Below are 24,853 nucleotides of genomic sequence, written 5' to 3'. Positions count from 1 at the left end.
TATGAGGTGGACATGCATGCAGAATAAAAAAATTGCAAACTTAGCTAAATTAATGGCTGATGAAAAAGTAAATCGGATTCTAACAGCTGCAAGCAATAACCGGGGAATGACAACAAAAGAAATTGCCAAAGCAGTTAAACTGCCGGTCAGCCAATTGTACTACACGATTAATAAGATGACAGATGCAGGTTTGCTAGAAATTGTCAGACAAGAGAAAGTTAAGAATTTGGATGAATACTACTATTCTAGTGAAAAACTGGTAGGAAAAGCTTCTGTACGTAGACTAAGAGAATTCGGTTTCCCTGATGATGAACTCACAGAAGAGCTGGAAAGGGGAGAAGAGCTAAATATCTCGCCTGAATGGACGGCTGGTCATTTAAATGAAATTACCCAGTTAGTTTTATACCGCAATAACCAATTTCTGGCCGCCCTACAGAAAAATATAAAGAAATATGATGAAAAAAAAGATAACAAGCCGCTTGAATTTACAAAAAGCTCATTTATGGATAATCGTTTAAGATTATCTCCAGAAGCTGATATGCGGCTTTGGCGCGACTTTTTAGTATTGGCTACTAAAGCTGAAAAAGAAGATCAGGGGAAAAATAAGCATGAGGTTAATCTGATGATGACGCGCTGGGTTGAAGAGAATAATGGGAATTAATATAATATAAAAAGTACTTAAACTGTGCTTTCAGACTTTTAACTAGCAGTTTAAATACTTTTTTACTATTAATCAAATCTTCAACCAAAAAACCGACATAATAATTGGGTCAAAGTTTAAAAAATCTGTTAATAAGGCGGGCAGCCTAAATTTTTTTAAAATAATGAATGGAAGTACTCTGGAAAGCTATGTTACTAATGCACAGTTCAAAATAATCAATAAAACATAGTTAAAAGAAGGTAGGTTTAATCACTACTCCAAATCCGAAACCTAACGGTGTCACTAAAAGAATCAGTATATTAGCCGGTATAAGGAAAGAACCAAGCCTAAGTAAATAAGTGCAAGTACGAAAAAGACAACAATTAATTGAAGCTTGATTTGGATAGACCTGTCAGCGATTATTTGAAGGTAAAGCAAGCCTTCGAACATTGCTACCAGTGTAAACTTCAAACCGTACTTGCGTGGATTTGTCAAAAGCTCCTGCTAAAGCACTGGCAAGAGAAGCAAAGCCCCATCCATGATCAATATAATTAATTTTATTCATACTAAGAGCAAAACTTTCATCTGTTAAGAAAGAACCCAGCAAAATATTTTTTGCAAGTGATTTGTTTCTAAAGAAAGGTACAACTGTCATACTAATTAAAATTATCCTTGAATTTACCAGAAATGTTGAGAAAATGATTAATAAAAAGGTACTATGACTTAACAGTAAACTGATAATAATAAACTGTGTTGATCCAGCATATGTGATGAGAAACATTAAAAATATCTCAACTGATGTAAGTCCGGAAGCTCTTCCAACAATACCAAAAGCGATTCCAATGCTTATGTAACCAAATATGGTTAGAAGAGTTTCTTTTACGGCAGTTTTTATAGTCAACTTGTCGTTCACTAAAAAAACTCCTTTATGTTTAAAACTAACATGTAAATTATATTCCAAAATTTAACGTTTACTCATGGATTTATCAACCGATGTATTGTGAAAACAAATTATTTTTTGATTAATGATTAGAAAACAATAATATAGTTGAATTTTTTACGTAATTATAGTAGTCTAATTTATTATGGTAAATAAAACAAGAAAAACATATTTTTCGCTTATATTCAGCCCGTTTGCCTCACAACTGGGATCTGCTATTTATGTTCTGGGCCTTAATTGGCTGGTGGTCAGAGCGACAGGAAATACTCGGTTGCTGGGCTTGATTGAAGGTCTGGGAGGACTGGCATTTCTTCTAGGTGATTTCATGGTCGGCTTACTAGTTGATCAGCATAATCGCAAACAGGTTTTAATCTGGACTGACGTTATTTCCACATTAATGTGCTTTACAGGCAGCTTCTATATTAATAATCATGATCCGCAGATCGCGATGTTGATCTTAATAACCTTTGTACTTAATCTAATGCTTGCGTTGAATTATCCAGCAGCAAAAGCAATTACTCCTGAAGTAGTAGCAAAGACACAACTACAAAAATTTAATGCGTTAGCTAATACTATTTTTAATTTGGCTAATGTTGGGGCGCCGCTTGTTGGCGGTGCATTATTAGCAGTCAAAGGGATTAATTTCAGCAACTTTTTGCTGATTAACGCTTTTTCCTACATCAGTGCTCTTTTACTGAACTTACTAATCCCTTATTCAACAAAAAAACAGCAGGGGAAAAAGAAAGAGTCAGCTGTTGCCAGTACGCTAATCGGCCTCAAATATGTCAAAAATCATCAGAACTTGTTAATTTATATGTTGGTAATGGGAATCTTTAATTTCTGTTATGCAGGTTTTTTGTTGACCACGCCATTCATCGCCAATCACTTTTTTGGCGGTCATTCGGCAAACTATAGCATCTTTCTCATAGTTTCAGCCGTGGGAGGTTTGTTAGGGGGGTTGTGGTTGACACTGCAAAAAAGAGAAGTAACACCTAAAACAATATATTGGGAACAGCTTTTCTATGGTCTGGTACTTATTACGTGTGGCAGTTTTCTCACTGCCCCGGGCTGGTTTTTGATTGCTTTTGTCTATGGTGTTTTCCAAGCCAGATTCTTTGGCAGCATTACAACATTCATTCAAAATGAAACCGCAATTTCTTTTTTGGGAAGAATTTTTGGATTAGTCTTCTTATTTTTTGATGGTGTGCAGCCGATAGGCAGCTTCATCTTCGGTTTTTTTATTAGCTACTGGCAGCAGTGGACCTATGTGATTTTAGGGATTATTCAAGTAACATTTTTTGCTTTGATGCTGTTCTTTAAAAGGAAAAGTAAACTCTTTTGAAAATTATCATTAAATTCAATGTAAGTTAATGCGGTTATTGCAAGACAACAAAAATAAACAGGGACTGAGTCAAAAGTTAACTTCCGATTCAGTCCCTGTTTAATTCTGCAATAGCCGCATTAACGTGCTTTAATAGTCAAGATGAGTAAAGATGATTCAATAATTATTTTTCACGAAGTTCATTAATTTTTTAAGCATCTCTGCAAACTTTTTAAGTTATTATTAGCAAAAAAGGTACCTAATTCGTTTAAATTTCCGTTTTTTCCTTATGATACTGAGCATGCAGATGCGCCAGAAGTTGACCATCAGCGGTCCGTTCCAGACACATCTCTTTTTTGTTATCAGTTCGATGATATTTCTTTACTAAGTTTTTTTTCACAAGCCGATTAACTATTTTCGAAACTGTTCCTTGAGGAAAATAGGTGGCTTCTACTAATTCTTTAAGCTTCAATTCAGGCGTGCAAAAATCACTTGAATAATATCCGAGTCGGTAACAGAAATATTTTTAATAACCTCATTCATTTGAGTTTGAGCGTACCGTAATAAATGTCCTGAATTTTCTTCGTATTCTCAAATGCAAGGTATCTATGCAGCTTATTATAGAAATAGCAATCTATTAGTTTTAGATGAACCGACAAATGGTTTGCATGAGAGCAACATTTAAAATCTAATCGATCTTTTAAAAAAATTAACCACCAACCATGGGCTTGACTGTGATTGTAATAGAACATAACCTGCGCGTGGTGAGGGCAGATTGGCTGATTGATATGGGGACCTTATGCGGGGGCTCACGGCGGGAAAATTATTTTTGAAGGTGCGCCGAAGATGTTAATGAAACCCGACAACACCTGGACTGCTCAGGCTATGAGAGAGTACTTTAACCCGTCATAAAAACAGCACGATAAAAAGGGCCTCAAACCAGCAGTTTAATTACTGTTTGATCTAAGGCTTTTTAAAATTAATTTAGAACTATTACCTGAGCTGTAAAATTTTCTTGGTGGAGCTGATAATAGACTCCTTGGATTTCAGGTTCAAATCCTGGAAATTCAGCTGCAGCGCCTAAAAGAGTTTCAAAATAGTTTACTGCTTCTACTGTCCATTTTTCACCGGGTGCAACCACAAAAACTCCAGGCGGATATGGCAAAGCACCTTCTAGAGCAATTTTTCCCACAGCTTGTTTTAAATCCACTAATTTTCCTTGGTTGCGGCGAAAAGCAAATTCAGCTTGTTGCGGTCTCATCTGGTAGTTATTGTTAAAGACTGGCGCTTGAAATAACTGACGCTGTAATTTAAAAGTCTGGTGGTCACGATAGTATTCGTGCATCTGCTGACACAGCTGATCAATAGTATAATCTTCATAACGTTGTTGTTGCCGCTGATAAAGCTTTGGCAATACTTCACTTAGGGATGCATTTTCTAGATATAAGTGTTCAAATTTTAATAAAGTTTGCAAAAGCAGTGTCAGCTCTTTTTCCCCGTTTCCTGGAGTTAAAAGAAACAGCAACGAGTTTAAATCATCTTTGCCGCGGATGATGCCATTCTCCATTAAAAATTCTGCAACTACTGCTCCAGGAATACCGGTTGTTTCATACGATTGATTTTGCTGATCGATTCCCGGAGTAATAATCGTTAATTTGAACGGATCCAAACGTACTTGGTTCTCAGCTACCTTACCAAAACCGTGCCAATTATCTTTAGGACAAAAGTTCCAGAGGGCTGGGTCCGAAACAAGCTGTGCAAGCGTAATATTCTGCCATTTTTTTCCGTTGATACTCCGCGGCAGCCAGGGTCTGAATAGTTTTGAGCGCTTTAGCAATTTTTTGCGAAACTCAATGCTATCTGCTAGGAGTTCTTGCCACCACTGCTTTTGTGCTGTTTTATCTGCAGCCATTGTCGCATTGACAGTGAGTGAAGCATATAGCGGATAAGAATAACTTGAGGTAACGTGTTTCAAATAAGCATTATTGAAGTGTTTATGGTCTACATAACGTGGTTGTCCCTTAAGATGCCGGTCTTTTTTCAGGATCTGAGATACTTGCCCCATACCGGCTTGTTGTTTATGAATCGACTGTGTAACCAGAATACCGGGGTCCGTTGGCTGATATTGTTGATTTAGTGGGGATAGTCCAGACAATAATGGTGAAAACTGTTCATAGCCGCCCCAGGCACAATCAAAAAGAATGTAATCACACAAGTGACCGATTTTTTTCAAAATCCAAGCTGCATTGTAAAAAACGCCATCATAGGTTTCTAACTGCAAAACAGCTAGTCGAAATGGGCGTTTTGCATGAGCTTTTAGTGGAGCCTTTTTAAAAATTTCCTGCCTTAATTTTTGTTCGTCAAAAGCAGTAGGGTCTGTTTCACCGATCAAGCCTAAAGCATTGCGATCAGCCGGCAAGTAGACTGGAATTGCACCGTTTTCCAGCAATGCGCTATTATAGAGTGACTTATGGTTGTTGCGATCAAACAAAACTAAATCTTCCGGGGTTAATAAGGCACTGGCACAAATTGTGTTGGCACTGGTTGTGCCATTAGTACAAAAATACACTTTATCAGCGTGATAAGCTTTTGCAGCAAGTTGTTCAGCTGTCAGCGGCGAACCATTATGAGTCATAGTATCTCCTAATTGAGGTACCGTATCGCTGGTATCAGCATAAAATAAGTTATCTCCTAAAAATTCTTTGAAGACTTCACCAGCCGGATGTTTTGCATAGAAACTGCCATTATGATGACCTGGAGTGGTAAAACTAACAGGGTGTTTTTGAGCAAAGTCAAATAAATCCAGTAAAAAAGCTGGGACATTCTTGTTTTGATATTCATCAGCTGATTGAGCAATTTCTTTTTTAATTGATTGAGTTGTTTTTGAATCACTAATTTGAATGATTGGTAGCTTTAAGCCGGACCTCTGACGGAGTTCTTCTGCTTGCTGCAGCTGATCTTTATTATTTCTAGAAATAACAATGGCTGCTAAACATGCTGCCGAGGTCTTTTTGTTCAAAGTTGTTTTTCCCCAATTATCAGGCAAGTATTCCCATAAAGCTTGGGGAGCAGCAATTTTCAAATAATTCATTTAAATCCCTTTCTTTCAGACGTTGTTTTAGTCTGATAATTTATTTTAAAATCAATAACTGTGATTCTCAGTCTTTTTTATTATACCGCATGAAGAGTAAAGATAGATCTGATAAATACAGCTTTTATTCAAAGGCCACGAAGCTTATAGATTAAATAAGACAGCTGAATTCCAATTCAAAAAATTGTATTCAGAAATTGTGATTTGATCAGTCTTGCAGTCAATATATTTATGAATATTTGCCGGCAGTGATAAGATTTAAGTGTACAGTTCTTAAATTTGTATATTTGGAGGTTTTTAAATGAAAAAAATAAGAATAGGGGATACAAACTTTACGGTTTCGGCTGTTGCATTAGGAATAATGCGGATGGAAGCCTTGAGTGTTGAAAAAGCAGCTGAAAGTTTAAAGACTGCTTATGATGCTGGGATCAATTACATTGATTCTGCAGATATTTATGGAACGGGGAAATCTGAACAGGTTTTCAAAGAGGCTTTGAAAAAATCAGGAATTAGTCGCGATCGGCTTTATATTCAGTCAAAAGGCGGCATAATCCTTGATCCTAAACGTAGTCACGGCAGTTATGTTTTTGGCAAACGCTATGACTTTTCCAAGAAGCATCTTCTCGAAGCTGTTGATGGTATCTTAGAAAGAATGGGAATTGACTATCTAGATGCTTTCTTGCTTCATCGTCCTGATCCGTTAATGGAGCCTGAAGAAATTGCTGAAGCTTTTGATGTGCTTCAACGCAGCGGTAAAGTTAGACATTTTGGGGTCTCAAATTTTAATCCGCAGCAATATGAATTGGTGCAGGAAGCTGTTAGTCAAAAATTATTAATAAATCAGCTGCAATTCAGTATTATGCATACTGGGATGATTGATTTTGGTATCCATACTAATATGCAAGACGAGCGCAGCATAGATCATGACGGCGGTATTTTAGAATTTGCCCGGCGTAAAAAAATAACAATTCAGGCATGGTCACCTTTTCAATATGGTTATTTCGATGGAACTTTTATTGATAGTCCTAAATTTCCTGAATTGAATAAAGAAATGCAGAAATTAGCAGCTAAGTATCAAGTTTCAAAGAATGCGATTGCAACTGCATGGATTCTGAGACATCCGGCAAATATTCAAGTTGTTTTAGGAACAATGACACCGGCGCATATCAAAGACAGTGCAGCAGGTGCTGACGTTGAACTGACTAAACAAGAATGGTATGACGTTTATTTTGCTGCTGGCAATGATCTTCCTTAAATAATACTCTGCAGATACCGTTGAAAAGATATTGCAAAGAATAATGAAAAACCTTTTTTGAATTCAACAAAACATACTCAAACGGTAAATTTTTTAAAATATTAAAGCTGCCATTAGTTGAAATGAGCCAGTAGTTGAACTATAATTTTGTTAAAATATGAAGCGGGCTTTGCGGAGCATAAATCGCAAGAGCCTGCTTTTTATTTTATGGATTTTATTATATAGAAGAGGAGAGTTTTATGAAAAACGAAGTAGGAATAAAAACGAATTTTTCTCTTGCAGCAGTAGGTATTTTAACTTTTGTGGGAATCTTGGTAGAAACCTCCATGAACGTGACCTTTCCAACCCTGATGAAAAATTTAGACGAATCATTAGGCACTGTTCAATGGTTGACTACAGGCTACCTTCTGATGGTTACATTGACCATGGGAACAACTTCTTTTCTGCTCAAAAGATTTAGAAAACGGACTTTATTCTTGTATTGTATAGGAATATCTGTAACAGGCATTTTATTTTGTTTATGGTCGCCAAATTTCTGGGTTTTACTAGCAGGCAGATTATTACAGGCAAGCAGTACAGGAATCAGCACTCCCTTGATGTTTTCTATTATTTTTTCGGAAATTCCGCTTGTATATTGGGGCACATATTCTGGGTTCGCAGCAATGCTGATCTCTTTAGCACCGGCTCTGGGACCGACCTATGGCGGTATTATGAATCATTATTTGTCATGGCGTGCAATTTTTGGTTTTGCTTTATTATTAGTGCTGGTGTCTTTTTTATTGGGAATATTCAGTCTTAAAGCTGACGATAAATTAAAGAAATCTAAATTTGACTTTTGGGGCTTTGTATTTTTGTCTCTTTTCCTAATCTTACTTGAAGTCGGAGTTCAACAACTCAGCATAAATTACTTGCGTGGGGGTCTGCTTTTACTTTGCGGGGTTGTTACGTTGATATTTTTTATCAGACACGCTCAAAGAAGAGCAAACCCGCTAATTGACTTGCAAATTTTCAAAAATAAATATTTGATGTTGCGGTTGGTTAACTACTTTACTCTTCAATTGGTCAACATTTCAATGTCTTTTGTAATTCCGCTCTTTGCAGAAAATGTCTTACATGAGAATTCTTTGACTGCTGGACTAGTTCTTCTTCCCGGATCAATCTTAGGAGCATTTATTGCTCCTTTTGCCGGCAGGTGGTATGACCATGCAGGGCCGCACAGACCATTATTAGTTAGCAACTTGTTGGTAGTGGCTGGTATGTTGTTATTTTCCTTATTTGTGAATTGGCTAACTATTATGTTTATCGGCCTATTCTTCATTGTCATGCGTCTAGGTTTCAACACGGGTTTCGGAAATACGATGTCTGATGCCAGCAAAGCTGTCACCAAAGAGCAAAAAAATGATCAAAACTCATTATTCAGCATGAGTCAACAGTATGCCGGTTCAATCGGTACCGCAATTATGGCAGCCATAATTGGTCTTCAAGAAAAGATTAACGCTGGCCGAGGCTTTGTGATCGGAAGCCGGTTCAATTTCATTTTTCTTTTAGCATTCAGCCTGTTTGCTTTAGCCTGCACTCTATTTTTAAATAAGACAGAGAAGCAAGAAGCATTCAAAAAATAATTGACATTTTAAAGTTTCTTGATTGTCATTAATATCATTTTCTTTCTGATATTTCTGAAAAAATTTTAAGACACAGCACGTCTGAAATAATACTTTATTTTTATGCTACATTGTTTATACATGAATACAATTATTGAAAATTTGAAAAGTTTAAACTAAGATTTTGCTGGAAGAAGGCAGACAATTATGAAAGCATTATATTTTAACAGCTTTGGAGACAACTCGGTTCTTCAATACGGAAACTTACCGGACCCAGTGCTTAAGGCCAACGAGGTCCTAGTAAAAACTGAATATATCGGTTTAAACTTCGCGGATATTTACAGACGTCGCGGCAATTATCATATTAAACCAAACGAGCCCTACATAAATGGATATGAAGGACTTGGTACAATTGTTGAATCGGGTAAAAGTAATAATATCCGCAATGGCGATAAAGTTCTTTTTGTGGATGTTCCGTTAGCAAACGCAGAACTAGTTTCTGTTCCAGTTTCAAAAATAATACGTGTACCTTCTAGTATTGATGAGAAAATCGCAGCCTCAATTGGATTGCAGGGTCTAACAGCTGACTTTTTGGCACATGATTTGGCTAAAAATAAAAGACAGGAACATGTCTTTGTGCAAGGAATCAGCGGAGGGGTCGGTCAGATACTTTTGCAAATGCTTGTGGCAGATGGTATCAATGTTTCTGGAGTGACTTCGACAAAACAGAAACAAGCTTTAGCTATAAAACAGGGTGCAACTAAGGCCTACTTGCGTTCCACCGAATGGGAAAACCAAGTTAAAGATAGTTTTGATACTGTTTTTGACGGCGTCGGTAAGACTTTGGAGCAAAGTCTCTCTCTTATTAAACATAGAGGGAAAGTAGTCTTTTTTGGGATGGCAGGCGGTAATCCGACCAAAGTTGATATGGTAAAATTGCTGGAAGAATCAAAAAGTATTCTAACAGGAGACCTTTGGGATTATTTGACCAGCCAAAAAGAACGTCAGTTAAGGTTCAACAGGCTGGTCAGTTATTTCATTACTAAAAAGATTATTATTAATCCACCCAAGTTATTTCCTTTGTCTAGAGGTAAAGAAGCATATGAATTTCTTGAATCCGGCCAAAGTAATGGAAAAGTTTTGATGACGACGGATAACAGATAACATTGAAGACGGAGGACTCTTAATGACTTCAGAAAAGAAAATGATGATTGCAGGTAAGCTTTATAATTCAAGTGACGAAGAATTAGTGAGAATGCGGCTGAACATGAAACACAATGTCTACAAATATAATCAGACATTGCCTGAAGAAAATTCCGAAAGAAAAACGCTGCTTAAGAAGATGCTGGATTGTCCCAGTGCAGACGCTCATATTGAAATTCCCACAAGAATGGATTATGGTGAAAATATTCATCTAGGTAAGAGATTTTATGCAAATTATGACAGTATTTTTTTAGATATAGCACCGATAACTATCGGAGATAACGTATTGTTAGGTCCGCGTGTAGGATTGTATACAGCTGGTCATCCAATTGTTGCAGCCATCAGGAACGAATCCTTAGAGTATGGCCATCCGATTACTATCGGGAATAATGTATGGCTTGGCGGTGGTGTGACTATTTGTCCGGGTGTTACAATCGGCAGTAATGTAGTAATCGGAGCTGGTTCGGTTGTTACTAAAGATATCCCAAGTAATGTGGTTGCTGTAGGAGTACCCGCACATCCAATACGAAAAATAGATAGTAGGGATGAAGAGTTTTGGCAAAATGAAAAAGCTAATTATCTAAAAGAAAAAAAGTGTGAGCAACAGGCTGGATATTGAGATCTGTTAATGAGCATATTACTATTTAAAAATAGGTTTTTAATCTTCAGTAAAGTTTCCTGTGCTAACTTGTTAATTTGAACCCCCGTAAACAATTGATTGAATTTTTTTTGTAATTGCAGCTATTCTTGAGAAGCCGCTAAAACCGCTTTGATTATGGCCATGTGTCATTATAACGAGAACATACCTTTGTCCATTTGGTAAAGTTACAATACCGGCATCATTATTGACATCATTTAAAAAGCCGACTTTATCTTGCACAGTTGTGCCCGCAGCAGCTTGTGCAGCTCCAGTAGGAATACCAGTACGGTAGACTTGCGAACCCATCAAATTCAAAATAAATTTCCGATCATCACTGTTACTAAATGGTCCGGTCCCATGGTGCAGTTGCAATAATAAATTTGTAAGGCTCAAAGCGGTTGTCTGTGCAGCAGTATTCTCTGAGAAAACAGGTGAATACCAGTTTTCATTGGCAATAAACTTATTTATTTTAGCGCTGCCGATAGCCGCAAGCTGTTCTTCAGCATAATCGTTTTCACTATAGATAATCATACTTTTAAAACCAGAGGTATTATCTTCAGTCCAAGAAAAATTACCCTTCTTTTTCTGTTCCATCAAATAAGCTGTAATGAAAAGTTTATATGTACTTGCTGACGTTTGAACCGAATTTGCATTTGCAGAAACCGCCAAGTTGCCTTCGGTATAAGTTGCCGCGTCTTTTTCCGCAGCAGCTTTGCTTCCAGAAACAGGGGACAAATTATAAAAACTTACACTGGCAGTTCCGTCTGCGGTCACTGAATTCAAATAAACTTGCAATTTGTTTTTTATTTTATTTTGTTTTTTATGTTCAGAGGATACGGATGAACGTTGAACCTTATTTTTAGAACCGCTTTGGGAAGAAGACTTCGCAATTGTACCTGCGTATAAAATAAGTATTAGTGTTAGTGTTGAAAAAAAGGCAAACTTCTTCATAAAATTTTCTCCATCTTAAAAGGGATAATATAGCATTTTTATTACTAATAAACTTACTCTGCTTTTTAGAAAAAACTGTGAAGTTTTCTCACAAAATTTGGTTATTTTGTGTATTTATTTTAAATGGTCTGCAAAAATATAAATATAAACGCTCATTTTTTTGAATCTTGTATACAAATAAAAACAGCAGAAAAATTAAACTGAGTTTTTGTCCAGTGTGATTGCTTTCTGCTAGTTTTCTTTTTGTTTCTTCAAAGTTTTTATTTTAAGGCGTACCTTTTCTAAATATAGCTGCTGCTGTGCTATATTTTTTTTAATCTGCTTTTCCTGTCCCTGAAGCAATTTGATTCGATTGTTTAATGTATTTTTGCCCTCATACGTTGAATCGACGAAAAGTTTAATTTCTTCTAAAGGCATATTTGTATTTTTTAAACACTTGATCATATCAAGCCACTGCAAGTCTTCTTCTGTGAAACGGCGAGCTCCATTTTTATCCCTGAATACTTTCGGTAATAATTTCTGGTTATCGTAGTACCTCAGTGTATAAGGACTAATAGACTTAAGTTCAGAAACTTGACCAATTCTGTATCCAGGTGTTTTCCTTGCTGCAGGCATTTAAAAATCTTCCTTTCTAGTTAAGTACTGATATGGAATTCATAATGGTACCTCAGTCCATATTAAAAATTATAGTCAGCTCTAACTCAAATAAAAAGATTATGCTTTTTCGAAGCTGAATCTTTGCCTTACAGTCGACTCAAAGGGGTAAAGTGAAAATAATCTAAAAAGGAGGAGTTAAAATGACTAAATATAATAGTTTGGAAAATAAGGTTATTGTAATTACCGGCGGTGTAAAAAATTTAGGTGCTCTGACTGCCAGAACCTTTGCAAAAGAATCGGTAAAACTTGTCTTACATTATCATCAAGCCAAGGATTCTAAAACAGCAGAGCATTTAAAAACAGAGTTAGAAAATGCTGGTGCAGAAGTAGCTCTTTTTCAAAGCGATCTGTCAGAAGAAAAACAAATTGCGCAACTTTTCAAACTTGCAGTAGATAAGTTTGGCAAAGTTGACATTGCAATCAATACGATTGGTAAAGTTCTTAAAAAGCCGATAGTTGAAACAACGGAACAGGAATTTGATTCAATGGACACTATCAATAATAAAGTTGCCTACTTTTTTATCAAACAAGCTGCTAAACATTTGAATAACAATGGGCATATCATTACAATGGCTACCTCGTTGTTAGCTGCATATACCGGCTATTATTCCACATATGCTGGAAATAAAGCTCCTGTTGAGCACTATACTCGAGCAGCTTCTAAAGAACTGCTTGATCGTCAAATATCAGTTAATGCTATTGCACCCGGACCAATGGACACGCCATTTTTCTATGGTCAAGAAACAAAAGAATCAACAACGTTTCATAAATCACAGGCTATGGGAAACCAGTTGACTAAAATTGAGGATATTGCTCCGATCATAAAGTTCTTAGTTACCGATGGCTGGTGGATAAACGGGCAAACTATTTTTGCTAATGGCGGTTACACTACACGTTGAACGTAAACCTAAGAACTAAAAGAGGGACTAAGTCAATTTTGGCTTAATTCCTCTTTTTAAACTAAAGTATACAAATTAACGTGTTTTAATAGTCAGATTTTTTACGTTCGTATTAATACGTTTGAGTAGCCAGAGTAGACTGACTAAAGAGAGCTGAGCGATAGCAGCGTATACTTGTTGTCTTTTGCAATGCTTTAGGTAGTGCTCACATAGTTAAAATGATAAACTTATTGGTAGTTGCTATTTACTTATTCTGCCATCTCAATTTCTCGAACGGAGTGTTTTTTAATGTCTTTTATCGGTTCATTAGTTATCATCTTGTTATCTACAACTCTTGCTGGACACCTAAGTGCAAGAGCTGGGATTCCCGCAGTCTTGGGTCAGCTACTAATTGGAATTTTGATTGGTCCTGGGGTCTTTAATTTAATTCATTCAACGGACTTAATAGACCAGTTTGCTGAAATTGGCGTGATTTTATTAATGTTTATGGCAGGTATTGAAAGTGATACACAGCAATTGAAAAAATACCTTAAACCTGCTTTGTCAGTTGCTTTATCCGGTGTATTATTACCTGTGATTATCATGGGAACAATCAGCCTGTTATTTGGATATCATTTTCAAGAAGCTTTATTTATCGGTGTTGTCTTTTCAGCAACCTCAGTCAGCATCTCTGTAGTAGTATTACGTGAATTTAAAGCATTAGATAGTAAAGAAGGAGCAACAGTTCTTGGGGCAGCAGTTGCCGATGATATTTTGGGTGTTCTGCTCTTAAGCTTGATGATTGCACTTATTGGCAGTAACGGTGAGACACATGGAAGCTCAAATAATGTTTTAGCTCAACTCTTCTTCCAGAGTCTCTTTTTTGCAGGAGTTTTTCTTTTGGTTCGCTGGATTGCACCCGGTATGATGTATTTAAGTAATAAACTATTAGTTCCAACCAGCAGAACTATCTCAGCAATGGTTATTTGCTTATCAATGGCGTATCTGGCTGAATTAGTTGGTTTATCCGGTGCAATTGGGGCTTTTTTTGCGGGAATTGCAGTTGGACGAACCCCAACTAAGAAAATTGTTGACGCTAATATTGAACCAATCAGCAATGCTCTTTTTGTTCCTGTTTTCTTTGTTAGTATTGGCTTAAGTGTTTCATTTAATAACTTTTTGACTTCATTACCGTTTATCATCATTATGACAACTCTCGCAGTTATAACTAAATGGTTTGGTGGTGAGGTAGGGTCACTATTAGCCGGATTTAACAGAAACAGCGCTCGCGTGGTTGGTACAGGTATGATTGCACGAGGAGAAATGGCCTTGATAACAGCGCAGATTGGTTTCAATGCACATCTGCTTGATAAAGACTTATACGTAGATATCATTTTTGTGATTGTAATCGCAACAATGCTGGCGCCGTTGCTGTTGCGCTGGTCGTTAAAAAGGTTAAGCAGCAATAATTAGTTTACTTAGGAAATGCTAAGGAGCAGCAACTTTATTTACTGGAATTTATATATGTCGGGATAAAAATAAATGAACCTTAAAAAAATGGATTTTAAAATTATGAAAAATATATTACTGGTGCCATTAAGGAATATGCAGCCAAAGAAGTTAAAGCAGGGGCACTAAAAAGGAAATTATATCTGTACTGATAGTTGTCGCTGTAATCAACAATTATACAGACGTGAAGATCTAAATAACTCTTTGAGACAAATTGAGTAAAATTTAGTCATAAAACATACCTTCCAACTAAAATAGGAGGTATGTTTTTATTTCAAGAAAATTACCAGCTTTGGTAACTTATTTTTTGAAGCTAAACAATTATAGCAAACATTGTGATACAGAAAAAGCAGAATAAAGATCTGATAAAAAGTGTCAAAGGTCAGCTTACGAGTATTCCGCTACAAAGAATAATTCAAAAAATAGCTGGGGTGTTATGATAAACTTATGAAAGCAGTTATACTGCGAAAAATCCAGTTTATTATAACAATGCATGCAGGTTCAGCTTTTGTAAAATTCAAACATGTTAAAATAATAATCTGCTTAATCATGCGGAAAAATTAATCTCCGTTGAAAAAAATAAACAGCTAAGTCTGTTGGATTTAATTGTATCCGTGAAACGTTAATAATATTCATTTTAATTTTGGAAAGTGGAGTTTGCCGCTATGAATGTTTCTTTGCTAAATAATCAAATTATTATTATCTTTTTGCTAATGCTGCTTGGGGTTTTAATCAATAAGGTTGGTTTTATGCATCCGCAAACATCAAATGATCTTACTAATATTTTACTTAATATTGTTTCTCCTTGCCTCATCATAAATGCTTTTGAACAACCATATTCTAATGACCGAATTCGGCAGCTTTTACTTGCCGGACTGGGAATTTTAGCCATTTATCTGCTGGAAATAATTCTTGCTGCTGTTTTTTTCAAAATGGTCAGAGATGCTAATCTGCGAAGAATTCTTAAGTATGGCTGTATTTTTTCTAATGCTGGTTTTATGGGGATTCCGCTGGCTAGTTCACTTTTTGGAAAAACTGGGGTATTCTTTGCAGTTGTTTCATTGGCTGGATTTAATATTTTTAATTGGACATATGGCCTATCCTTATTTAATAAAGACCAGGTTTCTGTAAAAAAAATAGTTAAATTAAGAATAGCGCTTTTAAATCCCAATATTATTTCAATAATCCTTGGATTATTTTTATTTATTTTTTCTATTTCTTTGCCAAACACTGTTAGTCAAACTGTTAAGTACGTTGGTACCATTAATACGCCCCTTTCTATGATAGTAATCGGTAACAGTTTGGGGAACATTAAGTTACGCAAAGAAATAAAGGGTTTTTATCTATGGTTGACTATTTTTTTAAGAAACTTACTATTCCCAGTTTTGGCAATAATAATTCTTAAATTTCTGGGTATTTCTGGAATAGCTCTTGAAACTACAGTTATCATGATGTCATGTCCAGTTGCGGGTATCGTAGTCTTATTCACCTTGCAAAATGACGATGACGTTTCGCCTGCTATTGCGTTGATGGGCATCTCCACAATACTAAGCTTGGCAACAATTCCAATTGTGTTCTTTTTAATTCCTTATGTTTAATCCATTAAAGTGTTAAAACCATGGTTATCAGCCATTATCAGGCAAGATACCACTGTTTTAAAGCGGATTAAAGATCACACACTTAAGGGAAGTTGGAGCGGATACAGTGAATTTCACCCTGCCCGTTATGGGTAGCTATGGTAAAGAGTACGATAATTGGGTTGTCACCTATAAACTGAATCATGATGAATTGGTTTTATTGTTAGTGGCAATAGGCTCTCATGAAATATTAAATCAGTAAATTCAGCAATGATAGAATACTTTTTAGCGATACTCAAAAACTGCTGGGATCAATTTATCATTAAATTCATGCAACTTATTATCTTTATTTCAGCAAATAGTCTCAATTTCCAGTTTGCTGAGATGATATTGCAGACAGATAAACTTACAATATTGAATAAAGCGGATAGAATCCGCTTAGAATTACAGTAGTAATTTTCTAACAGTTTTGCAATAAAAAACCAGCATAAATGTGTGCGTTGGCTTTTTTTATAGAATTAATAAGACAAAACATATCAATAAACCTTATCCACTAGCATTAAAGTAAAAAAGCGGATAGTGATTTAATGCCTTCATTTTGTTTGAGGCAAATAATGAGTTTAATAATTAAAACCATCGGAGGTTCCAGTTTGAAGAAGATAGGAATGATTAATCATATCGAAATATATGTTAGTGACCTCTTTGTTTCCAGTAAGTTTTGGAAGTGGTTATTGGTGGGACATTTAGGCTATAAAACATATCAGAAGTGGGAGAAAGGCATCAGTTATATTAAAGATTCATGCAGCTATATTGTTTTTGTCCAAGCTGACAAGAAAAAATTAGCGTTGTCTTACAACAGAACCCGCATAGGTCTTAATCACTTAGCATTTTCTATTCCGGATAAATCGACACTAGCACAGATAAAAATGGAACTGAATGCTTTAAACTACAGAGAATTGTATGCAGATAGATATCCGCATGCAGGTGGGAAAGATCGTTATGCTCTTTATTTTGAAGATCCTGATAGAATTAAGGTAGAAATAGTTGTAGTTGAATAGGCTCTCTTTAAAAACCTGCTTATTCACTGTATTTTTTACAACCATGGAAAAGTAACCTAAAATCTACAACAGTACAAGCAAAAGCACGCTCTCTATGGGCTAAATTAATTTCATTCTTCCTTGCCCAAGGGAGACAGCTTAGCACCTAAACCGGCTAATGTCCGGATACTTCCTGCTAGTAAAATGACTGTAAACATTGATTGGCCATGAGCTAATAATACTCCGCCAAACCAAGAACCAACCGGAATTGAAGCATAGGAAACCATCCGGGTAACTGAAACAACTCTGCCTAATAATTGTTTAGGAACCGTTTTTTGTCGCAAAGTAAAATAAGTGATTACGTTAATTGTTCCAAAAAAACTAACAATCCCTAAAACGGTTCCAATATAAATATAATTGGTATTAATCAATAATAATAATGTGCTTAAACCAGCCAAAAGCGTACTCGACGATAATAAAAAACCGGCTTTAAAATAATTAACAATCCGGCTGCCTAAAAGCCCGGCAATTAAGGCACCGACACCGCCAAGTGCCATAGCTGAAGTGGCCTTAAAAATAGGATAGTTCAGTGATTCAGTCATATAAAAAATAAAATTTGCCTCAAACATATTAAGCGCAAAATTGGTAAATAAGAACATCATCGAACCGCTAAAGATGACTTTTTGATGAATACTGTATTCGGCTCCTTCAACTACATCAAGCCATAGTTTCTTTATCGTATGAATTATCTGCTTTTCCTTGACCTCATATTTAGGAAGCCCTGATAAGGTAACCGCGGTTATTAAAAAAGAAACAAGTTCAATCCATAAGGCATTGCTGCCGCCTAACAACGTGACTAATGATCCGCCCATCAAGGGTCCGATAATCGATAGGGTATTATCAATTATTTGGATAGCTGCATTGGCGCCGGTAAGCTGTTTTACGTCAACTATTTCTGGAATAATGCTTTGAAAACTTGGATGAATTAACGGATCTACTGATGCAAGCAAGAAAACTGCAAAATATAAAAAAACGAAGTTGATTTGATTTCTCATTAAAACAAAAATCAGCAACAGACTAACGAAAGCAGCAAAAAGATTCCCGATAATTAAAATTTTCTTTTTAGCATAATTATCAGCTAAGCTTCCGCCAACCAAAGAAAATACAATCCAAGGAATAAAAGAAATTCCAAAAGTGGTAGCTGCATGATAGGCCGAACCGGTTCTAGTTAGAATAATAAGTGGTAAGGCTATGCGATACAACCAATCTCCAAGTGACGAAATCAAAAATCCAACCCAAAGACAACTGAAATTACGGTTTTTTATAAACAAAATAGATCCTCCTAAAATATTAATGATTGCTTTTATGCTACGACCATTTTAAAATTAAGAATAAAAAGTTGCATATAGGTTAAAAATATGAAAATAGGAAAAATATTTAAGCATTTGAGAAAAAGTAAACATATTACGCTCCAAGAAGCTGGTCAAGGGATTGTTTCAACCCCTTTTTTATCTCGCTTTGAAAATGGGTTAACAGATATTTCTTTTACTCATTTATTAGAACTTTTAAACCGAATTAACGTTCAGTTATCAGAATTCGAATTTTTGTATCAAAGGCAGAATACTGACAATAATGATCAATTACCAAATTTTCAACGTGCCTATCAAGCTGGTGATGTCAAAAAACTACAAGAATACTTGCTTGTTTGGCAAAAAAGGAAGGGAAAATTTGCCCAGTTGCAAGCTATTCAGTTAAAAATGATGCTAGTGACTTTAGGTAAGGGGAAAGTTAGTAAACGCGAGCTTTCAGTACTGACAGCTTATTTTCAAAGTATTAATAATTGGACTTTTTTTGAGCTATATCTTTTTGGACATGCCATTTTGTTTTTAAAAGTACCAGTAATGCTCAATCTATTTAAAGAATTACAAAAAAAGGAACTTATCTACGAAGATTTTAGAAACGATAACTTCTCAATGCTTTTTTATATTTATAACAACGTTATTTTGCGTATGTTAGATGAACGCTTTTTAGATACGGCTGAGACATTGGTAACTAAATTAGAGAAATATTTCAAGGATCAAGATAAAGATTATTATCATCGTACAAGGCTCTTTAATTTGAAAGGTTTAACACTGTATTTGAAAGGTCAAAAAAAAATTGGATTGAGTCTAATCAAAAAAGCTAACTTAATTACTTATCTAACTGATCATGAGGAAAGTTTTTTATGGAATGAACGAGCATACTTGAAAAAATATTTAACGCCAAAAGAATTGGATACGGTTTTTGACTTTTCAGATAGTGGTTATTAATTTTTTATCAGCTAAAAGAATCCTGCTTTATTTCAATAACTTCATTCAGTCAGGAAGAGACAAAGTAATTACTTTCAATAATGTCTTCCAATTACCAAATGTTGCTCATTTTGCTGAAATTTTCTTTCCATTAGGAGGCCTCAATGTACAGATTATCTTCTCAATACCGTTGGTTCAATATAGCATTAGCATTTTCTGCCATCTTAATGTGTGTTATATATGCATCCCAGATTCTATATTTTTTTTGGGCATTTACCCATGGGACAACTGCCAATAATATCAACAATATCAGCAGTCTCAGCGGTGCAGTATTTGCATTGGTAACGCGAGTTATTAAAACAGTTTTGATGTTTTGTGCAGTTACCAGCTGTGTACTTGCCGTTACACAATTTCAGAAAACAGGATACTTGCTGCGACATATTGTTGGTCCAGTGATAGTGCTTATCGGATTACTGTTGCCAATGTTATTTGCTCCTTTAGTCTTTTTACGATTTTTCTTTTTTCTGACCGGTGGTATCTTTGCGTTGATTTATCGTTAAAGATTTACTGGGCATACCTTGTTTACAAATTTTTGGTTTTTTGTCGATTTCTCTACTATATAATAAAATAATAAATATAGGATATTACCTCAATGTAATCTGCTTATACCATAGGAATTTAGAGAATTAATTGTTGAGCTAGTGAAGTTTTTAGCCGAGGAATGTAATGTTTCAACCAATAAAAAAAGAATCTACTATCTAGATTCTTTTTTTATTTATTAGCTCGAAAATCAAAGTATGATGATAGATTTTTTTAAACATTCATTATCAATATGAAGGTGAGTTGAAAACATAGTAGAGGACTTTTATTAAGAATACACTAAGCAACTGTACTATCCTTAATTATTTAATGTGTTTAGATATCGCCATAATTCAGTTTCTCGAGCAGTATCATATGACTCGTCTGATGACGGAATAACTTTATTGCCATCCCAATACTTGCCGCTTTTTAGTTCAAAGTTAGTGTAAATTTCTGCTAAATTTTGACTGGACAACTTAACCGTATGGACAAAATTAGGCAATACAAAACGCATTAAAAGAAAAACATGGGTAAACATCCACTTAGCAGTTGAATTGTAATCACGTACTAACCCAGAGTCTTTCCCCGGCATAAAACCCGGATTGAAACTAACATAGGTATGCTTTGGATCATTAATGGCGAATGCGTGGACTAAATAAATAACTGCCAATTTACTGGTTGTGTAACGAATCTGACCAAGTTGGGAAATGCTATGGTATTTAATTTTTTCGCTAGATTTTTTTTCATCTGATAATAATACCGGTGATAAATATTGTGGGTTGGGCATCCCAGTAAACTTATGACGATCATGGGTATCTGAACTCACTAAAATGATTTTGGCATCGTCTGTGAATAATAATTGTAGCCCTTGAATCAATAAATACTGACCGATAACATTCGTTGCAAAAGTATCCTCTATTCCTTGACTATTCAAGGTTGGTTTAGCATATTGACTACCAGCATTCGCAATTACACCGTTAATTTTGACATGCAGTTTTTGAACATTATCGATAAAGCGTTGAACGGATTCTGGTTCGCTTAAATCTACGGATAAGGGAATCATATTTGGAAAATTATCCGAAACGGCTTTTGCACTTGCTAATTTTCGGGAAGTGATGATAAAGATATCTTTTGGATGTTGGTTTGCTAATAGCCGTGCTGTTTGCAGTCCTAATCCGCTAGTAGCACCCGTAATAACTGTTGTAGACATATTTTTCCTCCTTTTGAAACTAGCCAGTATCGATATTGCTAAAAAATAAAAGTTGTTACTGATATGCAGTTAACAACTGATGAAGTCCGTTTTTTAAAATAGACGGAGTTTGTTCAATGGATTCCATTAAGAATACACCGATTGAATAGTGTAAAAGCAAATCTGAAAGTATCAAACTGTCAGTATTGATATCGAAGTGATCGAGTACCTTTGCAAATGCCTCGATTTGAATCAGCCCATGTTTTTCAAAATAGAGCTTAGCAATCTCGTTATTAGCATTCAAGGTTTGAAAAAGAACGCTTAACATTGAGCGCGCAGTTTTATTATTGTACTGTTTTAAAAAGCGGTCTGCGATAATATCGACAGTTTCCTTAAGATCAGTGAAGGGTAATTCGGATAAGTCTAATGATTTAATATTAATTAAAGCAGCTAAGATAATATCTTTTTTACTGGCATAGCGCCGATAAATTGTTGACTTCGCGACACCAGCCTGCTGTGCAATTTGATCGATAGTGATATTGTCAGGCGTATAACTTACCAGTAGCTCTTGTGTTGCTTTGATTGTACGGGACTCGATATCGGAATCACGCGGCCTTCCCGGTAACATTTTAAACCTCCTTTATGATTATATACGATACTATATAGTTTCATAATAAGCTTGTCAATTAATATCTAGTGTTAAAGTTAAGGTTGAGGTTGTCTGAGAAAGATGGGTTTGAATGCGTACTTTGTGATTATTATTTCCTTACTTTTTAAAACCAGAATGACTCGAAAAATATGTTTTAAAGCTTAAAGATGTCTTAATTTCATTCATATTTTGTAGAAAAACGTATTTAATTGTCTGAAAACAAAAATACAGAGTTATGAAAGCTCTGACCTATCAGTTATATCGTTTTATTGGGTAAAACCAAGAGGACGGTGGATATAATAGAGATAATAGTTATGAGTGATAGTAACTAAAAAAATTAACAATTACTTTAAAAAGAGTATCGTGAAAGCGGTAAAAGGAAAATAGAAGGGCTATTTTTCTCGAACTTTGCTGGCAAAAAGAGGATGCGACGTCATATTAAAGAATGACAAGATAATATCCTATAGTGTAATTAACCCTAGCCAAACTTATTAAAACAAAATATAGTGGTGTGGATTAATAAGTGAGACAATAATATGTGTTTGGTACTTGGGGAGACTATATAATGCATAAACAAATTAACAACATTTCCATTCACTATGAAATAATTGGTAAAGGACAATCGATTATTTTTCTTCACGGCTTATGTTTAGATTTAAATTCTATGAAACTTAATTATGAACCACTACTTCTTCAAAGCAGGTATCAACGAATTTACATCGATCTGCCTGGTATGGGTGAAAGTGACTCTTTTTCAAAACCACAACCAAGTGGTGATTATTTATTAGAATTAATTGTGAAATTTATTGATAAATTAAACATTGGTAATTTTTACCTTTGTGGTCATTCATATGGAGGCTATCTAGCCTTAGGGATTGCTTATAAATACCCTAAACGAGTAAAGGGATTGTTCCTGTCTTGTCCAGTAGTTACAGCTAATCCCGATAATCGCATAACTGAAAATCATGTAGTTATCAAAAATAAAAACACCAGTTTTAACGAAAAGATTAACTATAATAGTAATTTTTTAAAAATGAACGTTATCATCAATGACTCAGCTTTGAAAAAATATCTTGATGAAACTGTTACTGGATTGAAAAAATGTAATTTCAATTTCGTTAAAAGACTACGAGACAATAACTTTAGTTATTATCAATTGAATGAGGAACCAAGAATTAAAAAAATGCCTTCAAGAATTCCAATTTTTTTGCTTTTGGGTAAACATGATCACTTTGTTGGCTACAAAGAGCAAGTTAAACTAGCAATGAATTTCAAAAAATGTAATTTATTGGTTTTAGAAAATGCAGGCCATAATCTACAAATTGATCAACCAGAATTATTTGCCAGTTGTGTGAAATATTTTTTCGCTTGATTTAAGTCAAGCGCTGTCAAACTCTATCAACAACTAATAGCCGAGGAACGTGGGAAAATTGAAATATATCTAAATACTGGTAAGTCTCAGGCTGAAATTGTCGGCTCCACTGTACCCAACAGTAAATCCAGCAGGGATTCAACGCTACTTAAATTATCATCTTATGCCATATAAATGGCGAGCATATCGCAAGAAGCCCAACAATATGTCGACTTAAGGCAAAGTCGAATTGGAACTAAAAAGAAATATACCAAGAAAAAAGCACAAATTATCGCTAAATGAATCTTAGACGATAAGTGTTCACCACAAATGATCGCGGAAACGCATAAGGAGCTTAAATTGAGCCGCAACACGATTTATAACTGGATTTATCGCGACATGATTCCAAGAGTCTCAGAAGATAATTTGCGCTATCAAAAACGTTTTAAATGTCGAAAGTCAACGCGCTTACTTGAGATGAATGCCAAAAAACGACAGACAGAAGAACTAAAAATTCAAGAAAGAAGGGTGAAATAACAAGAAAAAAAGGTGATTAGACCAATTAAACATTCGATTGAGGAACGTCTATTAGTGGTGAATAGTCGTCGCTTATTCGGACATTGGGAAGTTGACTGTGTTTTGCCGAAAAAAGGCTATAAAAAAGTTTTTGTGACGTTTTGTGAACGTAAAACGCGTTACTACATTGCTTTAAAAGCAGATTCACAATCAGGAAAAGCAGTCTGTAAAGTTTTGGATCAGTTTATGCATCTTTTTGGAAAGCGTTCCAAATGCATTGTTCAATCATTCACATTTGATAATGGATTTGAATTTACAAATCATTTTGTGATCAACAAAGTTCAAAAGGAATTTCAGATTATGGCGTACTTTGCACATCCATATAGTCCTGAGGAACGTGGCTCTAATGAAAATGCTAATCGAATGCTGCGCGAGTACTTTCCAAAGAAAACACACTTTGAACACGTTACAAATGATGATTTAAGGCGTGCTTTGCATAAAATCAATAGCAGACCAAAAGCCGTTTTGAATTATAAGACGCCGAGAGACATTTTTAGACGTAAATTACAAGAAATTGACCGTACATACGGCTATAAACGACATTTAAAAAAACCCAAAAACACTTCAAAACGTTGATTTTTAAGCGAATTCAATAGCAAACTTTAATTATTTTGAAAATACACAATTATTACTAATTGACATAATTTAAGCAAAAATCAGCCGTAAATCATTGAATAAACTAATAAAATGACAAATTTAAACTCGAAAATCAAAATCAGCCACAAAAATTTTACCAGCGATTTGAAGAAATTTTGCCGGTCAAAAATTTATGTGACTGATTTTTTTCGTAACTTTTTGCAATTTTTTTGAATTTACTTTTCTTTTTCAAATTTATTTTTTATTTTTTCATGCGTTAAAACGTTGTTTTACCAGCATTTTAAAAGCTGTATAAATCGAAGAGAGAGACCGTTAAAATTTGGG

21 protein-coding genes and 2 pseudogenes are annotated in these 24,853 nt (G+C 35.2%); 15 read left to right on the top strand and 8 right to left on the bottom strand.

The window, feature by feature from the left end; all coding sequences use genetic code 11:
* The first annotated feature begins 16 nt into the window (after positions 1 to 16).
* On the top strand, positions 17 to 661 hold the full coding sequence (locus tag FD46_RS06755) for a winged helix-turn-helix domain-containing protein (RefSeq protein WP_057896395.1): 645 nt from the start codon (positions 17 to 19) through the stop codon (positions 659 to 661).
* Between the two features lie 229 nt (positions 662 to 890).
* Here FD46_RS06755 and FD46_RS06750 read toward each other — a convergent pair.
* Positions 891 to 1,553: pseudogene (locus tag FD46_RS06750) on the bottom strand (AzlC family ABC transporter permease).
* A 172-nt stretch (positions 1,554 to 1,725) separates the two neighbouring features.
* Here FD46_RS06750 and FD46_RS06745 point away from each other — a divergent pair.
* On the top strand, positions 1,726 to 2,922 hold the full coding sequence (locus tag FD46_RS06745) for an MFS transporter (protein WP_057896394.1): 1,197 nt from the start codon (positions 1,726 to 1,728) through the stop codon (positions 2,920 to 2,922).
* 247 nt (positions 2,923 to 3,169) lie between these two features.
* Here the strand turns inward: FD46_RS06745 and FD46_RS10630 are convergent, their stop codons facing one another.
* Entirely contained in the window at positions 3,170 to 3,373 is a 204-nt protein-coding gene (locus FD46_RS10630) for a MarR family transcriptional regulator (RefSeq protein WP_235805591.1), read from the bottom strand.
* A gap of 507 nt (positions 3,374 to 3,880) precedes the next feature.
* A complete protein-coding gene (locus FD46_RS06735) occupies positions 3,881 to 5,992 on the bottom strand; it encodes a putative ornithine decarboxylase (protein ID WP_057896393.1) in 2,112 nt (703 codons plus the stop codon).
* A gap of 301 nt (positions 5,993 to 6,293) precedes the next feature.
* Between FD46_RS06735 and FD46_RS06730 the strand changes: the two genes are divergently transcribed.
* The 4 genes from FD46_RS06730 (at position 6,294) to FD46_RS06715 (ending at position 10,670) form a co-directional block, all read left to right on the top strand.
* Entirely contained in the window at positions 6,294 to 7,247 is a 954-nt protein-coding gene (locus FD46_RS06730) for an aldo/keto reductase (protein WP_057896392.1), read from the top strand.
* Between the two features lie 239 nt (positions 7,248 to 7,486).
* Positions 7,487 to 8,869: an MFS transporter gene (locus FD46_RS06725; protein WP_057896391.1), complete on the top strand. Its 1,383-nt coding sequence runs from the start codon at positions 7,487 to 7,489 to the stop codon at positions 8,867 to 8,869.
* Positions 8,870 to 9,055: 186 nt separating this feature from the next.
* On the top strand, positions 9,056 to 10,012 hold the full coding sequence (locus tag FD46_RS06720) for a zinc-binding dehydrogenase (protein WP_057896390.1): 957 nt from the start codon (positions 9,056 to 9,058) through the stop codon (positions 10,010 to 10,012).
* 22 nt (positions 10,013 to 10,034) lie between these two features.
* Positions 10,035 to 10,670 (top strand): sugar O-acetyltransferase, encoded by a 636-nt coding sequence (locus tag FD46_RS06715; protein WP_057896389.1) that lies wholly within the window; start codon positions 10,035 to 10,037, stop codon positions 10,668 to 10,670.
* A gap of 72 nt (positions 10,671 to 10,742) precedes the next feature.
* Here FD46_RS06715 and FD46_RS06710 read toward each other — a convergent pair whose 3' ends face one another.
* Together FD46_RS06710 and FD46_RS06705 are read right to left on the bottom strand one after the other, a co-directional pair.
* The gene (locus FD46_RS06710) at positions 10,743 to 11,642 is read right to left on the bottom strand and encodes a serine hydrolase (protein WP_057896388.1); all 900 of its coding nucleotides are present in this window, start codon (positions 11,640 to 11,642) and stop codon (positions 10,743 to 10,745) included.
* Between the two features lie 231 nt (positions 11,643 to 11,873).
* Positions 11,874 to 12,257 carry a MerR family transcriptional regulator gene (locus FD46_RS06705; RefSeq protein WP_057896387.1) on the bottom strand — a complete coding sequence of 128 codons (384 nt, stop codon included), beginning with the start codon at positions 12,255 to 12,257 and terminating at the stop codon, positions 11,874 to 11,876.
* A gap of 182 nt (positions 12,258 to 12,439) precedes the next feature.
* On the opposite strand from FD46_RS06705, the gene FD46_RS06700 reads away from it, so the two are divergent.
* The 5 genes from FD46_RS06700 (at position 12,440) to FD46_RS06680 (ending at position 17,321) form a co-directional block, all read left to right on the top strand.
* Positions 12,440 to 13,198: an SDR family oxidoreductase gene (locus tag FD46_RS06700; RefSeq protein ID WP_057896386.1), complete on the top strand. Its 759-nt coding sequence runs from the start codon at positions 12,440 to 12,442 to the stop codon at positions 13,196 to 13,198.
* A 288-nt stretch (positions 13,199 to 13,486) separates the two neighbouring features.
* Positions 13,487 to 14,650, top strand: a complete 1,164-nt coding sequence (locus tag FD46_RS06695; RefSeq protein WP_057896385.1) for a cation:proton antiporter — start codon at positions 13,487 to 13,489, stop codon at positions 14,648 to 14,650.
* A gap of 701 nt (positions 14,651 to 15,351) precedes the next feature.
* The gene (locus FD46_RS06690; protein ID WP_057896384.1) at positions 15,352 to 16,284 is read left to right on the top strand and encodes an AEC family transporter; all 933 of its coding nucleotides are present in this window, start codon (positions 15,352 to 15,354) and stop codon (positions 16,282 to 16,284) included.
* A 9-nt stretch (positions 16,285 to 16,293) separates the two neighbouring features.
* Positions 16,294 to 16,419, top strand: coding sequence for a type II toxin-antitoxin system YafQ family toxin (locus FD46_RS10625; protein ID WP_235805590.1), 126 nt, complete (start codon positions 16,294 to 16,296; stop codon positions 16,417 to 16,419).
* 509 nt (positions 16,420 to 16,928) lie between these two features.
* Positions 16,929 to 17,321, top strand: a complete 393-nt coding sequence (locus tag FD46_RS06680) for a VOC family protein (protein WP_057896860.1) — start codon at positions 16,929 to 16,931, stop codon at positions 17,319 to 17,321.
* A gap of 110 nt (positions 17,322 to 17,431) precedes the next feature.
* On the opposite strand, the gene FD46_RS06675 is transcribed toward FD46_RS06680, so the two are convergent.
* A complete protein-coding gene (locus FD46_RS06675) occupies positions 17,432 to 18,631 on the bottom strand; it encodes an MFS transporter (RefSeq protein WP_083479386.1) in 1,200 nt (399 codons plus the stop codon).
* Between the two features lie 87 nt (positions 18,632 to 18,718).
* Between FD46_RS06675 and FD46_RS06670 the strand changes: the two genes are divergently transcribed.
* Both FD46_RS06670 and FD46_RS06665 read left to right on the top strand, forming a co-directional pair.
* Positions 18,719 to 19,609: a helix-turn-helix domain-containing protein gene (locus tag FD46_RS06670; protein ID WP_057896383.1), complete on the top strand. Its 891-nt coding sequence runs from the start codon at positions 18,719 to 18,721 to the stop codon at positions 19,607 to 19,609.
* A 143-nt stretch (positions 19,610 to 19,752) separates the two neighbouring features.
* A complete protein-coding gene (locus tag FD46_RS06665) occupies positions 19,753 to 20,148 on the top strand; it encodes a hypothetical protein (RefSeq protein ID WP_057896382.1) in 396 nt (131 codons plus the stop codon).
* 338 nt (positions 20,149 to 20,486) lie between these two features.
* Here FD46_RS06665 and FD46_RS06660 read toward each other — a convergent pair whose 3' ends face one another.
* Positions 20,487 to 21,377 carry an SDR family NAD(P)-dependent oxidoreductase gene (locus FD46_RS06660; protein ID WP_057896381.1) on the bottom strand — a complete coding sequence of 297 codons (891 nt, stop codon included), beginning with the start codon at positions 21,375 to 21,377 and terminating at the stop codon, positions 20,487 to 20,489.
* A 55-nt stretch (positions 21,378 to 21,432) separates the two neighbouring features.
* Positions 21,433 to 21,984: a TetR/AcrR family transcriptional regulator gene (locus FD46_RS06655; RefSeq protein WP_057896380.1), complete on the bottom strand. Its 552-nt coding sequence runs from the start codon at positions 21,982 to 21,984 to the stop codon at positions 21,433 to 21,435.
* Between the two features lie 586 nt (positions 21,985 to 22,570).
* On the opposite strand from FD46_RS06655, the gene FD46_RS06650 reads away from it, so the two are divergent.
* Together FD46_RS06650 and FD46_RS10760 are read left to right on the top strand one after the other, a co-directional pair.
* Positions 22,571 to 23,377, top strand: coding sequence for an alpha/beta fold hydrolase (locus tag FD46_RS06650; protein WP_057896379.1), 807 nt, complete (start codon positions 22,571 to 22,573; stop codon positions 23,375 to 23,377).
* Between the two features lie 36 nt (positions 23,378 to 23,413).
* Positions 23,414 to 24,508: pseudogene (locus FD46_RS10760) on the top strand (IS30 family transposase).
* Positions 24,509 to 24,853 lie beyond the last annotated feature (345 nt).

The sequence above is a fragment of the Liquorilactobacillus oeni DSM 19972 genome (assembly GCF_001436275.1).
In the GTDB taxonomy this organism is placed as follows: domain Bacteria; phylum Bacillota; class Bacilli; order Lactobacillales; family Lactobacillaceae; genus Liquorilactobacillus; species Liquorilactobacillus oeni.
The sequence above is the reverse complement of the archived record's forward strand: the minus strand, read 5'-3'. Positions and strand labels throughout refer to the sequence as shown.